Annotated in this window: 12 protein-coding genes; 3 read left to right on the forward strand and 9 right to left on the reverse strand. The window is 64.5% G+C overall.

All coding sequences use genetic code 11. The annotated features are described in order from the left end of the window. Window positions 1–72: 72 nt before the first annotated feature. From JST30_02460 to xylB, 3 genes are all read right to left on the reverse strand, one after another. Window positions 73–657 (reverse strand): dephospho-CoA kinase, encoded by a 585-nt coding sequence (locus tag JST30_02460; protein MBS1713180.1) that lies wholly within the window; start codon window positions 655–657, stop codon window positions 73–75. A 17-nt stretch (window positions 658–674) separates the two neighbouring features. Further along, window positions 675–2,240 (reverse strand): S1 RNA-binding domain-containing protein, encoded by a 1,566-nt coding sequence (locus JST30_02465; protein MBS1713181.1) that lies wholly within the window; start codon window positions 2,238–2,240, stop codon window positions 675–677. Between the two features lie 108 nt (window positions 2,241–2,348). Next, window positions 2,349–3,752, reverse strand: coding sequence for a xylulokinase (gene xylB, locus JST30_02470; GenBank protein ID MBS1713182.1), 1,404 nt, complete (start codon window positions 3,750–3,752; stop codon window positions 2,349–2,351). A gap of 23 nt (window positions 3,753–3,775) precedes the next feature. Between xylB and JST30_02475 the strand changes: the two genes are divergently transcribed. Beyond that, on the forward strand, window positions 3,776–4,699 hold the full coding sequence (locus JST30_02475; protein MBS1713183.1) for a hypothetical protein: 924 nt from the start codon (window positions 3,776–3,778) through the stop codon (window positions 4,697–4,699). A gap of 28 nt (window positions 4,700–4,727) precedes the next feature. Further along, window positions 4,728–5,135 (forward strand): helix-hairpin-helix domain-containing protein, encoded by a 408-nt coding sequence (locus JST30_02480; protein MBS1713184.1) that lies wholly within the window; start codon window positions 4,728–4,730, stop codon window positions 5,133–5,135. On the opposite strand, the gene JST30_02485 is transcribed toward JST30_02480, so the two are convergent. From JST30_02485 to JST30_02495, 3 genes are all read right to left on the reverse strand, one after another. Further along, window positions 5,120–5,719, reverse strand: coding sequence for a PEP-CTERM sorting domain-containing protein (locus JST30_02485; protein MBS1713185.1), 600 nt, complete (start codon window positions 5,717–5,719; stop codon window positions 5,120–5,122). The genes JST30_02480 and JST30_02485 overlap by 16 nt on opposite strands. Window positions 5,720–5,832: 113 nt before the next feature. Beyond that, a complete protein-coding gene (gene rimO / locus JST30_02490; GenBank protein ID MBS1713186.1) occupies window positions 5,833–7,149 on the reverse strand; it encodes a 30S ribosomal protein S12 methylthiotransferase RimO in 1,317 nt (438 codons plus the stop codon). Between the two features lie 35 nt (window positions 7,150–7,184). After that, a complete protein-coding gene (locus JST30_02495; GenBank protein MBS1713187.1) occupies window positions 7,185–7,472 on the reverse strand; it encodes a DUF4342 domain-containing protein in 288 nt (95 codons plus the stop codon). A 79-nt stretch (window positions 7,473–7,551) separates the two neighbouring features. Here JST30_02495 and JST30_02500 point away from each other — a divergent pair, with 79 nt between their 5' ends. Beyond that, on the forward strand, window positions 7,552–8,598 hold the full coding sequence (locus JST30_02500) for a M42 family metallopeptidase (protein ID MBS1713188.1): 1,047 nt from the start codon (window positions 7,552–7,554) through the stop codon (window positions 8,596–8,598). A 58-nt stretch (window positions 8,599–8,656) separates the two neighbouring features. Here JST30_02500 and JST30_02505 read toward each other — a convergent pair whose 3' ends face one another. Genes JST30_02505 through JST30_02515 form a run of 3 tightly spaced genes read right to left on the reverse strand, consistent with a single transcriptional unit; the run spans window position 8,657 to window position 12,369 of the window. Continuing rightward, on the reverse strand, window positions 8,657–9,643 hold the full coding sequence (locus tag JST30_02505; GenBank protein ID MBS1713189.1) for a WD40 repeat domain-containing protein: 987 nt from the start codon (window positions 9,641–9,643) through the stop codon (window positions 8,657–8,659). A 54-nt stretch (window positions 9,644–9,697) separates the two neighbouring features. Next, window positions 9,698–10,660 (reverse strand): hypothetical protein, encoded by a 963-nt coding sequence (locus JST30_02510; GenBank protein MBS1713190.1) that lies wholly within the window; start codon window positions 10,658–10,660, stop codon window positions 9,698–9,700. A gap of 5 nt (window positions 10,661–10,665) precedes the next feature. Continuing rightward, the gene (locus JST30_02515) at window positions 10,666–12,369 is read right to left on the reverse strand and encodes a DUF1957 domain-containing protein (protein ID MBS1713191.1); all 1,704 of its coding nucleotides are present in this window, start codon (window positions 12,367–12,369) and stop codon (window positions 10,666–10,668) included. Between the last annotated feature and the right edge of the window lie 60 nt (window positions 12,370–12,429).

Consider the following 12,429-nt stretch of genomic DNA (forward strand, 5'->3'; position numbering starts at 1 on the left):
GCATAGCCGATCACCGTTCGATGAATCAACGGTTATCAGCCCGCACGGCCGGACGATTATAGCACCGTGGCTTCAGACCAGACCGTGTGCGCGTGCAGTCCGCTCGACAGCAGTCAGGACGGAAGAAGGGCTCCCGTTGGTTCGGACGACCGCATCGGCGAACGGCACTTTCGCACGGGTGGGCAGTTGCGCCCTCACGGCACGGGCCGCGGCCGCCCCGTCGCCCAGCCGTTCGGTCAGCCTGCGCAGTTGCTCGTCCGGACCGCACGTGACGACCCACACCCTCCTGAAGAGCCCCATGAGGCACGTTTCGACGAGCAGCGGGACTTCGACGGCTTCGGCCCCCGTTTCGGCGAGCCGGGCCATCACGAGCCCGTGCGTGGCCGCGTTGACGGCGCGCCGGACCCGCGGATCGGACGACAGTGCGTCCAGAACTTCTTTTTTAGAAACTTTGCGTCCGCCGAACAACGGCCCCAACGACTCGGGGATCGAGCCGTCGTCCCACAAGTTTCTTACGATTTCGTCGGCCGACGCCGTGCGGACGCCGAGCCCTCTTAAGCCGGAGAGGACGGTCGACTTCCCTTCCGCGATCCCGCCCGTGACCCCCAGACGGAAAACGGGGCCGACGCAAACGGTGTCGCGTCGGCCCCAGTCCATGTCGCAGGTCCGTGGGTTTACTCGCCCGACTTGTCTTCGGAGGCCGAGGCATCGGCCACCGGCTCTTCCGGCTCCGGACGGAGCATGCCTTTGAGCATTCCCAGACGTTCGCCGATCGTCGCGCCGCCGGAAGGGGCGCGCATCGTGGCCGCAGGGGCGTCGAAAGCCGTGTCCTGGCGCATCGGCCTCTTGCCGCCCATGCCGCCCGGCCGACGTTTGCCGCCACGGTCGTAACTGTAGTCGGCTCCTGGCTGCGCACCGTCACGAAGGCTCAAGACCATGCGGCGGTCGTCGGGGCGAAGGTCGATGATCGTCGGTTCGATCTCTTGGCCCTCTTCGAGAACTTCGTTCGCCTTCTTGACGCGCTTGTTCGAGCACTCGCTCAGCGGCAAGAACGCTTCCGCGCCTTCAGGCAACCGGACGAACGCGCCGCTCTGGACGATGCGGCCGACCGTGCACTTGATCTTCTGGCCCTGCTGATAGGTCTGCTTGATGATGTTCCAAGGATCAGGCAGGACCTGGCGCAGGCCAAGGCTGACACGGCCGCTGTTCGAATCGAGCCGCAGGACTTGGACGTTGATCTCGTCGCCTTCTTTGAGGACTTCGCGCGGGTGGTCGATCCGGTACCAGCTCATCTCGCTGATATGGAGCAGCCCGTCGATCCCGCCCAAGTCGACGAAGGCGCCGTAATCGGTCAACCTCCGAACGACGCCCGGAAGGACGTCACCCGTCTTAACGTTCTCGAAGATCTCCTTCTTGACTTCTTCTTTCCGCTCGCCTTCGGCCGCCTTGTTCGAGAGCACGACTTTCTTGCGCTCGCGGTCGACCTCGATGATCTTGACGTTGAGCGTCTGTCCGACGTACTTTTCGATGTTGCGGAGCTTGCCGTTGCCGACGTGCGTCGCAGGCACGAAGCCACGGACGCCGATGTCGACCACAAGGCCGCCTTTGACGCGGTCCAAGACCTGTGCCTCGAAGACCTTCCCTTCATCGAAAGCGTCGAGCACCCTTTGCCACGTCTGATCGAAGTCGGCCTTCCTCTTCGAGACGATCGCGGCACCTTCGGCGCTCGCGGTCTTGAGGACGATGACTTCGAACGTGTCGCCAGGCTGCACGAGCCCGATCGCGGTCTCGCTGCGGGCGTCGGTCAGTTCGCTCAGCGGCAAGACGGCTTCGGCCTTCGTCCCTAGGTCGACGAAGACTTTGTCCTTCTCGACCTGGATGACTTTGGCTTCGACCCTGTCGCCCCGGCTGATACCGGACGAGGTCTCGCGCTTCGGGTCGTCGCTCTCCAGGCTGGCGAGCGCGGCTTCGAAGAGTTCGGCGTCGCTCTGTCCGCCAGAGGCAGGCTCGGGCGCGGACGCGGTCGGCGCGGGCTCTGCGGCCTCCGCCTGAGGGGCGTCGGTCACCGGCGCGGCCGGTTCCGTTCCGTCGTGAGGGGCGGTCGCGGCCGGGGCGTCGGCATCGGTCGGAACTTCCGTCCGTGCTTCGGGACTGGTCGCGACGCCACTGTCCGTTCCGGACTCCTCCACCACGGGAGTGCTCGTGACCGAGCCTTCTTCTGCGGTGGCGGTGGTCGTCATGTTGTCGTCAATCATGGGGCTGTCCAATAATGGGATGCGAAGAATCCGATTTTACCAGAAAGTCACCGGGCCTTCCGGACTTGGGACGACGGTAAGGATTGTCCGCCTTTAAACGCGGAGGGCACGTCTGTTCCGGTACCGCTGGACAAGTCCAGAAGGGTCGTGTCCATGGGGCTGCCGACACCCGCGCTCTTGGGCCGTGACCTTGACGGCGGACGCGACGTCGTCCCATACGCCGACCCCTACGCCGGCCAGCACGGCGGCCCCGACGCACGGCCCTTCGTCGGACCGCATCGTCGCGCATTCCATGCCGCTCGTGTCGCTCAAGAGCGACGTCCAAAACGGGCTCTGTGCGCCGCCGCCCGTCACCCTGATCCGGCACGGTCGAGGGGCGAAACGTTCCAAAGCGGCGAGGCATTCGACGATCCCGACCGTCACGCCCTCCATCACCGCACGAGCGATCTGATCGCGGCCCGTCGATAAGGAGAGCCCGCACAGAGCCCCCCTCGCCTCCGGATCGACAAAAGGACACCGTTCTCCGGCCAAGTAAGGGTCGAAGAAGACGCCGCCGGCCCCGGGGTCGCACCGTTCGGCCGCCTCGTCCCACTCCTGAAAGGTCGCGCCCGGGAAGAACGTGTCCCTGGCCCAGCGGACGGCTCCGCCGCACGAGAGCATGACGCCCATCGCGTGCCAGCCTCCGTCGGCGTGGCAGAAGACGTGCACCGACCCCTCCGGATCGGCCTTTGGCGCGTCGACCGGTGCGAAAGCGACCCCGCTCGTCCCTAAACTGACGCTCACGTTCCCGACGCCGACCGCGCCGACCCCGACAGCGCCTGCGGCCTGGTCGCCCGCGCCGGCGACGACCGGGATCCCGTCCTTCGTCGAACCGATCACGGCGGTCGAGTCGTGGACGTCCGGGAGCCATTCGAGAGGGACGTCGACGGCTTGGGCCACTTCCGTGCTCCACCTCTTGCGCGGCACGTCGAGCAGGCCTGTCCCGGACGCGTCGCTGAAGTCGCTCGAAAACGCACCCGTGAGTCTCCGGACGACGTAGTCCTTGGGAAGTAGGACGCGACGGACCTGGCTGTACGCCTCGGGCTCATGGTTCCGCAGCCAGACGGTCTTCGGAAGCTGGAAACCGGTCAACATCGGGTTGCACGTGACCTGCCGCAGCCGTCCAGGCCCGACGGCCGATTCGATCCAGCGACATTCGGCGGCCGTCCTCTGGTCGCACCAGAGCAGGGCCGGGCGTATCACACGGTCGTCACCGTCCAGGAAGACCGAACCGTGCATCTGACCGGTCACCCCGATCGCGTCGAACGGCGGCTCGAGTCGCCCCAAGCACCGTTCGACGGCCGCCCACCACGTTTCCGGGTCTTGTTCGGCCCACCCTGGCCGGGGCGCGGCCAAGGGGTAGTCGGAGGCGGTCTGGCCGAGGATCAAGCCGGTCTCGTCGATCACGACCGCCTTGGCGCAGGAGGTGCCGACGTCGATCCCCAAGAGCCTGGCCACGGGCCGAGTGTACACTCGGCCCCGTGACGAAGGCCGTCGTCGACGTAGGCTCGAACTCGGTCCTGCTTAGCGTCGGCACGCTCGAAGACGGAGTCCTCAAGACCGTCCTCGAAACCTCCGCCGTAACGGGCCTGGGGAGGGGGACGAAAGAGACCGGGGTCCTTTCCGAAGAAGGCATGTCCGACACCTTGGTGGCCTTACGGGCGGCTTTCCGTGCAGCGGACGGTCTCGGCTCGGCCGAAACGGTCGCGGCGGCGACCATGGCCGCCCGTATCGCTCACAACGCGGGGGAGTTCCTGGAACGAGCCCGGTCGCAGGGCACCCCGGTCAGCGTCCTGAGCGGAGACGACGAAGCCGCGTTCGGATTCTTGGCCGTCGCCCAAGATCCTCACTTTGCAGAAGCGCGACGGCTTTCGATCATCGACGTCGGCGGGCATAGCACCGAAGTTTCGACCTCCGCCCGGACGGACGACGCATGGCGGTGCGAACACCGGAAGAGCTACGCGGTCGGGGCGCTCGGACTCCGTGGTTCCCTGCTCAAGGCCGATCCGGCCGGGCCTGGTGACCTCTTGGCCGCCGCCGTCGAGGTCGACGATACGTTCGGCTTCCGGGCTTTGCCCCATTCTTGCGGAACGGTCGTGACGCTCGGCGCGACGGGCACGAACCTGGTCACCGTACGGAAGCAGATGGCGCGTTGGGATCCGGCGGCGGTCCACGGCGCCTGGTTGGGCTATGAGGACGTCAGCCGTGCCGTCGATACGCTGTGTTCGCTGGACGACGCCGGACGCGCCGCCTTGGTGGGCCTCGAAAAGGGCCGCGAACACACGGTCCATGCCGGTGCCTTGATCCTCGAGCGCGCCTTGTTCGCGCTTGGAGCCGAAGGATGTTACGTCAGCGTGAACGGTTGGCGGTCAGGGCTCCTCATGACTAGACTTCTGGCCGAATGATCGGCCAATATCGCCCCAGGAGACAGCCATGAATTTGCTCCAAGGGCTCAATGTCCGTCAAAGGTTCGCCGCGACCGGCCTGTGCGCCGTCGCTCTACTGGGCGTCGGTTCGGTCGGCAACACGTATCTTCAGCAGACCAAGTCGAAAGGGGGGTTGAAGGTCGTGAACGAGCAGGCTCTGCCGAAAGCGTCCGGTGCCGGCAAAGCCCGGACGTCAAAGCCTGCGCGGACCAGGCCGGCGTTCGCCTCCATCGACATCAACACCGCGACCGAGGCCGAGCTTGACGTCCTGCCGGGCGTCGGCCCCGCGACGGCAAGGAAGATCATCGATTACCGGACGGCGAACGGCGGGTTCAAGAGCGTCGACGAGCTCGAACAGGTGAAGGGGATCGGGCCCAAGAAAATGGCCGACATCCGCCCTTACTGCCGAGTCTGACGACGCTTACGGACGACAGCGAGGGCCGCGCCACCCAATACCGCCATCGAACCCGGTTCCGGAACGGCCTGTAGTCCGACCCCGTCGAGGATCGCACCATAACCGTCGCTGGTGCCCCTGCCCCTGAACGTCACCGTGTTCGTCCCGGCCGTCGCGAGGACGTTCAGGTGCATCCGCGTCATCGTCGAATCCGTGGGTGTGACGTAAGCGACCGAACCGCCGTTCCACAGCACGTCGAAGTCGCACGTGTCGGTAGGTTTATATTCGAGGTTGACGCCGCGTTTGGCGAAGAGGAACGACAAGTCGTAAGTGCCTGCCGCCAAATCGACCGACTGAGTGATCGCCGTGTTCCGATCTGAGTCGAGTTCGGTGACGTTGATCCCGTCGGCCCCTGTCACGCCGTAACACACGGATTTTCCGATTTCAGCCTTGCTTCCGCCTCCGATCGACCAGTTCGCGACTTGGCCGTTCGAAAAATAGTCCCATGCTCCCACCGGGGGGTTTTCGAAGCTTCCGTTCTGGATCGACTGCGCGTGGGCGACGGCGACGGCGACGACCGCGAGGGCGGTGAATGCTGTTCTCATGACCCGACTCCCTCCTCTTCAGGAAGATGTCGGGGACGCTCGCAAGGCCCTGACCGTTCAGCTCCACGGGCCTCGATTCAGGTCGAAGTACCAGGCGTTCCGCCCGCCGGCATTCAGCAGCGCACGCCGGTCAGGTCGTGCTCTTGGAACCCCGTCACCGTCACGGGCACGATTTCGCCGGGCTTCGCCTCGCCCGTGCAGCGGACGACCCCGTCGATCTCGGGAGCGTCCCGGAACGAGCGTCCGACGAACGCGCCGCCTTCTGCCGTGTCCACCAGGACGTAGAGCCGTTTCGAAACCCAGCCCTTGTTCTTTTCGGTCGAGACAGAGGACTGGAGCCGCATCAGGCGGTCATAGCGTTCTCTTTTGACCCGGAAAGGCACTTGGTCCGGCATATCGTGGGACGGCGTACCCGCTTCACGGCTGTAAGTGAACGCGCCGACGCGGTCGAGCCTGGCCGCCTTGACGAAGTCGCACATCGCCTGGAACTCTGCTTCCGTCTCTCCGGGGAACCCGACGATGAACGTCGTCCGGATCGCGACGTCCGGCATCGCCGCTCGGACTTTCTCGAACAGTCGAAGGTAACGGTCACCGTCCCAGGGACGCTTCATGCGTCGCAAGGTGTCCGGGTGGACGTGTTGGAGGGGGATGTCCACGTACGGCAAGACCGAAGGGAGGGTCGCCATCGCTTCGATGACTTCGTCGGTCAGACGGTTAGGATAGAAGTACAGAAGACGGATCCAGTCGATGCCTTCGACGGAATCGAGTTCGCGCAGCAACCGGGGCAGCGTGAACTCTTTGTAAAGGTCGTATCCGTATTGGGTGACGTCTTGGGCGATAAGGTTCAGTTCCCGGCACCCGGTCGAGGCAAGATGGACGGCTTCCTCTCGAAGCCTTTCGACCGGTTTGCTCTGGTGCGCGCCCCGAAAGCTCGGGATCGTGCAGAACGTGCACTTATGGTCGCAGCCTTCGCTGACTTTTAGGTAGGCGCTCCAGGGCTTGCCCGTCCGGCTCCGGGTCGCGACGTCCGCCCACAGATGGTGGGGAGGAGCGACTTCAAGGGTCGGGCTGAGTTCCACCATCGTCCCTTTGACCACGGCGTCGAACCGCCCCATTTGGCCGACCCCGACGTAAGCGTCGGCCCCTGGCGCCAGCCGGGTCAGTTCTTCTCCGAGCCGTTGGGCCAAGCATCCGGCGACGACGACCTTTCCCGTCCCTTTCTCGGCCACGGCCTTTTTGATCGCGGCTATCGATTCGGCTTTGGCCGATTCCAGGAAGCCGCACGTGTTGACGACCGTGACGTCGGCCCGTTGCGATGCGTCGACACTGAACCCCGCGGATTGAAGGACGCCTGCGATCTCCTCGCTGTCGACGTCGTTCTTAGCACAGCCAAGGGTCACGATACGAACGTTCTTTTGAAGCCCGGGCACCGGAGGATTATGGCAGTCGGCCCGCGCGGCGCCGGTCACGCGTGGGGCGGTTCGACAGGACCGGCACCGGACACAGGTTCGACCCTCTCGATCACGAGCGTAAAGTCGTTGGCCACGCCGACCAGGGCCGCGACGGCCGCCCAAAACGGTAACAGGATGACGCCCACCGCTCCGACGACGAGCGGCATGTCCAAAAGGGTCTTCCCTTCTTTGTTCTTGATCTTGACGTGCCGGACGTTCCCTTCATGGACGAGCCTTTTCACCTCGTCGAGCAGTTCGTGTCCGCTGACCTCGAATTCTTCGGTTTTGGCCCGGTCTTCCATGATCCCGCTGACGTGCATCCGGTCGCGTTGCGCAGAGTTTGCGCGCGTCCCGACCCTCTGCGGCTAAACTACCTGATCCATGCCGCGCTTCGATATTTCAACCGAGTACTTGGTGCGCTTCCTTCAGGACCTGGTCAACACGCCCAGCCCGACCGGGGACACGGACTGGGCGATCAGTTTCGTCGAGGCGGAGCTCGAGTCGCTCGGGATTCATAGCGTGCGGACGACCAAAGGTGCGCTGATCGCTTACGACGACGGTTTGCGCAACGACAAGCCACGGGCCCTGACCGCCCACGTCGACACCCTCGGCGCTATGGTCAGCGAGATCAAGGACAACGGTCGATTGAAGCTGACGGCCCTGAACGGCGTCATGTGGCCCTCGGTCGAAAGCGAGGGGGTCACGGTCAGCACCCGCCGTGGGACGCAGGTCCGGGGCTCGATCGTGTTCGCGAACGGATCGGTCCACGTGAACAAGGAGGCCAAGACGAAGGAGCGCAACGCCGAGACTCTCGAAGTCCGCCTGGACGAGCGCACGGCCACCGCCGACGAAACCCGGTTGCTCGGCATCGACGTCGGCGACTTCGTCGCTTTCGACCCTCGGTTCGAAAACGGCCCTGCCGGCTTCGTCCGGTCGCGTTTCCTGGACGATAAGGCCTGCGTGGCCTGTGTGGTCGCCGCCTTTAAGGCCCTCAAGGACGCCGGTGTCAGCCCGGCGCAACGGACGCACGTCCTCTTCAGCAATTACGAAGAAGTCGGGCACGGGGGAATGGACGGCATACCGGACGACGTGGTCGACCTCTTGGTCGTCGACATGGCCTGTGTCGGCGATGGTCAGAACGGAGACGAGTTCCATTGCTCGATCTGCCTGAAGGACAGCGGAGGGCCCTATAGCCGCGACCTGACGGAGCGGATCCGCGGACTCGCCGACCGGAACGGGATCGAATTGCGTCCGGACGTCTATCCGCACTACGGTTCGGACGGAACGGCCTATTGGCAAGCCGGAGGCAGGGCCCAAGTCGGCCTGATCGGCCCTGGGGTCGACACGAGCCACGGATATGAGCGGACACACGTCGACGCCCTCCGTGACACCGCCGCCCTCATCGCCGAGTTCCTCATCGAAGACTAGGGCCTGACGAGAGATGCAAAGGCCGGGACGCCGACGAGACGGCCCGGCCTTTGTCCTGTCAGCGCTTCTTGCGCACGACTTTGGTCGCCCCAGCCTGTGCGGGGGAGACGCTATAGACCGACAGTCCGTCGGAGACCGTCGTGGCGATGAAGTACTTGCCGTCACCGGTGAAGGCCATCGGCGCACCGACGGCCGAAGTGTCCTTGATCCGGGTCAGCAACTGTCCCGTCACGAGGCTCCAAATGGCGACGCTCCGGTCGGTCGAACTGCTCGCACCGACGCGGCCGTTCGGAGAGACCGCGGCGTTGATCGCCCAATCCGTATGCCCGTTCATGACGCGGACTTTGGACTTCTTCGCGACGCTCCATTGAACGAGACGGCCCTCCCGGTCGGCCGAGACGACGACGTCGCCGTCCTTGGTCGCGGCGATCCCGTTGATGCCCTTTGCCGGGAGTTTCGTCGCCAACGCGAAGGTCTTCCCGTTGTACACCCGGAACCCGTCGTTCAACGTGCCCGTCACGATCGAGCCGGCCGAAGTGAAGGACACGCCATAGAAGTCGGCACCCTTTCCGTGAATGGTCCCGACCGGGTTTCCGCCGTCCTTTTTCCAAATGCAGATCGTGTCGTCGTTCCCGACCGTGGCGATCCTGGAACCGTCGGCATTGAACGCAATGGCCGAGATCCCCCGCTTGTGGCCCCTGTCCCGAGAGAACTCACGGACCTTCTTGCCCGTCTTGACGTCCCACAGATAAAGCCGCGCCGTCGCGTCCCCCGTCGCAAGTAACGTCCCGGCGCGGTTGAAGGCGATAGCGCCGACCGTCTGTGGATGCCCGACGAGTTGGAACCGGGTCTGCATTTTGACCGGGTCATAAATGCGGACCGTGTTGTCGTTGGTCGCGAACGCGAAGAGCGAACCGCTGAAGGCCGCCGCGACGGCGGTCACCTGAAACTGGTCGATGGTCTTGACGCGCGTCACGGCGACGTCCCCGAACGACGCGGCCGACAGTGCACCTGCCAGGGCGAAAGCGAGCATCCTTACTCTCATGGATTTCCTCAGGGTTTTGGACGTTCCCACCCGCTCATCGGTGCGGTGACCGGCTTAAGGTCCCGGTCGCTCGGCCACGGACGCCGCCACTCCCGGCACTCTGAACTCCTTCGCCTCGAAGGTCCCTCCGAACTGCCATGCCGCCGACCACATCCGCTTGTCCGACTGTCCGTCTGCCGTCTTCGTCACGGTCCGGACGAGGATCGGAAGATTGCGCATGCCGTCGACATGGATCTCGGTCTGCGAGCCGTCCTTGCCCGTTCCGACGATCCTGAAAAACCGTCGGTTGTCCTTCATGTTTGCGGTCCGTTCCTCGACCGTGACGGTGAACCCGTTCCTCTGCCAATACCGGACGAGCGGCCCCCAGACCGTGTGCCCCGAGTCGTAGGCGGCGAACATCGACCTCATGAACGCTTGCGGCCACGCTTTCAGCGTCGGATCGTCGACGGGCGACCTGTCCGGCTTTTGCGGCGGCGCCGGCGGCGTCCACTTTTCTTCCGAAAACGACGATTTGTGCGCTCCGTCGGAAATGATCCGGTTCAAGGTCGCACGGCTCTCCGGCGTGTAGTATTCGACGGCGTACGTCTTGGCGTCCTTGATCTTGACCGTCGATTTGCCCGCGAGGGTCGCACCGCCGACGTCGAAATTGGTGTCGGCGAGCGCGATCATGGGCACGGGTTCGGACATCGCCCTGTCGACCGCGTCCATGATCTCGGACGCGGGCTTCGAGGCTTTCCGCCAGTCCCCAGAGCCAGGTTTCTTGACTTCGAAAGTGTCCTTGGAGAACGTGATTTTGGGAACTTCGGTCTTACCGAGACCATGAGGTTTCGAGGGGTCGGCGCCCCCTTCTGGGGTCGAGCCCGGACCACCGGTCTCCGGAACGGCCTTCGTGTCGAGGCCCGTGACCTTTGTCGGCGTTTGGGGTGGGTTACAGGCCGCGACGAGCAATGCGACGACGACAAGGAGCATGCCCCGCATGGCCATTGAGACGTTCGTCGGTGTCAAAGAAGTTTGCATTCGGTTCATGCCGGGGTCGGTTCGGTCGGGACAGGTCGCTTCTTCCAGTGGTCCAGCCGGAGGTCGGGGAACGGAGCGTCCTTCTGACGGCACTCGGCTAGAAACTCGGTCTCCTCGTCGCTCAAGCGGCCGCCATAGTGGACGCGCTCGGCCATGCCCGCCAGCCGTTCGAAGCGATCGATGTGGTCGGTGAAGCGGGCTTCGGCGTAGTCTCTGGCCGCCCACGTCGAAATCAAGAACTGCCAGTCGCTGGCTTCGGCCAACAGCAGTTCGCGGGCGCACTGTTCGGCGATTTCGCGGGCCGGGCCGTCGCCGTACGACTGGGCCATCTCTCTCAGTTTCAGCTCGGCCGGATACAGGCGTTTCCACGTCCAGAAGTTGTCGTCGTTCAGCCAGACGCTGTGATAGCCGCCTTCGCCCCAAGAGCCTTCCGGAAGGTCGATCACGTGACGGGCCGGGTCTTCGTCGACCACGTCTCCTCCGCTGCACGGTCGGACCTCGCCGTCGCGGGCCATTTCGAGCGCGACCTGGTAGAGGAACTCGGGGCCCTCCCACCACCAGTGTCCGAACAGCTCCGTGTCGTACATGGCGACGACCGTACCGTCGCGGTCTGACGCTCCGCGGTAGCCGGCCAGGGTCGACTTGACGAGCCGGACGAAGTCCTTCGAGTGCGCTTCGATGTGGTCGAACGCGACCCACGGGTCGTAAGGCTGCTTTGCGCCGAGGTCTTGCTTGTTCGGGCTGATCCGCCAATAGCGGTGGCGACCCGGATAAAGCTGTTTATGGAATTCGAGGTACCACTCGTCGCCGGGATACCCGACGTCGCCCGACCAGACTTTCACCGTCGTCTGAGGGTCGCGGGCAAAGATGTTCGTGCCCCCTGGGATCGCATAGTGTTCGTACTCGCTCCTGGCCTCGACAGGAGGGTTGAACAAGTGTCGCGTCCGCGCGAAGAGCTCGGCCAACTGAGGGAACTTCTGCCAGTACGTCCCCAAGGGTTCGCCGCCCCGGATCATGTGCGAGTCGACGAAGAAGTACCCGATCTCCGACTCGCCCAGGATTTGCTCGACTCCGGCCCGAGGGAAAGGCGGAGCGTCGCCGGTCGGCGGTTTCCATTCGTAGGACGGCCTGTACGCGCACTCGGGCAGCCAGATTCCCCGTGGCTTCTTGCCGAAGCGGGCCGTGTGGGTCTCGACCGCTAACCGGACTTGGGCCTGGACGCTTTCGTCGGTCCTGAGAAGCGGAAAGTAGCCGTGGGTCGCGCCGCACGTGATCAACTCGACCAGACCGTCGTCCTGGAACTGCCGCCACGCGTCGTTGATCGACCGTCCCCACTTTTCCTTGAACTGTCTCAGTTCCCGGGAATAGATCCGGGCCCACATCGCCGACAGTCCCTCCATCCGGAGGTCGCCGTCGGCCGCAAACCTCTCCCGGTCCATCTTCGCGTAAGCGACCTTTTCCTGGCAGTAGTCCTCGAAACCGTCCTTAAAGGCGGGATCGTCGAGCTGTTCGGCCAGGATCGGCGTGACGTTGATCGTCCAGCGCGGTTTGATCCCTTGGGCCCGAAGCCTGTCGAGGGCGTCCAGGAGCGGAAGATAGCATTCGGCCGCGCTTTCGAAGAGCCAGTCCGTTCCGTGCGGAGATTTACCGTGCGACAGCACGTACGGCATGTGGGAGTGCAGCACGAGCATGAAACGGCCGATCGCCATCGGTCACCAGGATACCGGGCCGTGTCGCAGTGCCGAAGTCCGAGCGGCCCGCGTTTAGAT

This window comes from Armatimonadota bacterium (genome assembly GCA_018268395.1).
Taxonomy (GTDB): domain Bacteria; phylum Armatimonadota; class Fimbriimonadia; order Fimbriimonadales; family Fimbriimonadaceae; genus JAEURO01.

Bases quoted from the DNA above. Each gene is read 5' to 3' on its own strand.
- JST30_02460 (MBS1713180.1), bottom strand. From the start codon at position 657: ATGGACTGGGGCCGACGCGACACCGTTTGCGTCGGCCCCGTTTTCCGT.
- JST30_02465 (MBS1713181.1), bottom strand. From the start codon at position 2,240: ATGACGACCACCGCCACCGCAGAAGAAGGCTCGGTCACGAGCACTCCC.
- JST30_02480 (MBS1713184.1), top strand. From the start codon at position 4,728: ATGAATTTGCTCCAAGGGCTCAATGTCCGTCAAAGGTTCGCCGCGACC.
- JST30_02485 (MBS1713185.1), bottom strand. From the start codon at position 5,719: ATGAGAACAGCATTCACCGCCCTCGCGGTCGTCGCCGTCGCCGTCGCC.
- JST30_02495 (MBS1713187.1), bottom strand. From the start codon at position 7,472: ATGGAAGACCGGGCCAAAACCGAAGAATTCGAGGTCAGCGGACACGAA.
- JST30_02500 (MBS1713188.1), top strand. From the start codon at position 7,552: ATGCCGCGCTTCGATATTTCAACCGAGTACTTGGTGCGCTTCCTTCAG.
- JST30_02505 (MBS1713189.1), bottom strand. From the start codon at position 9,643: ATGAGAGTAAGGATGCTCGCTTTCGCCCTGGCAGGTGCACTGTCGGCC.
- JST30_02510 (MBS1713190.1), bottom strand. From the start codon at position 10,660: ATGCAAACTTCTTTGACACCGACGAACGTCTCAATGGCCATGCGGGGC.
- JST30_02515 (MBS1713191.1), bottom strand. From the start codon at position 12,369: ATGGCGATCGGCCGTTTCATGCTCGTGCTGCACTCCCACATGCCGTAC.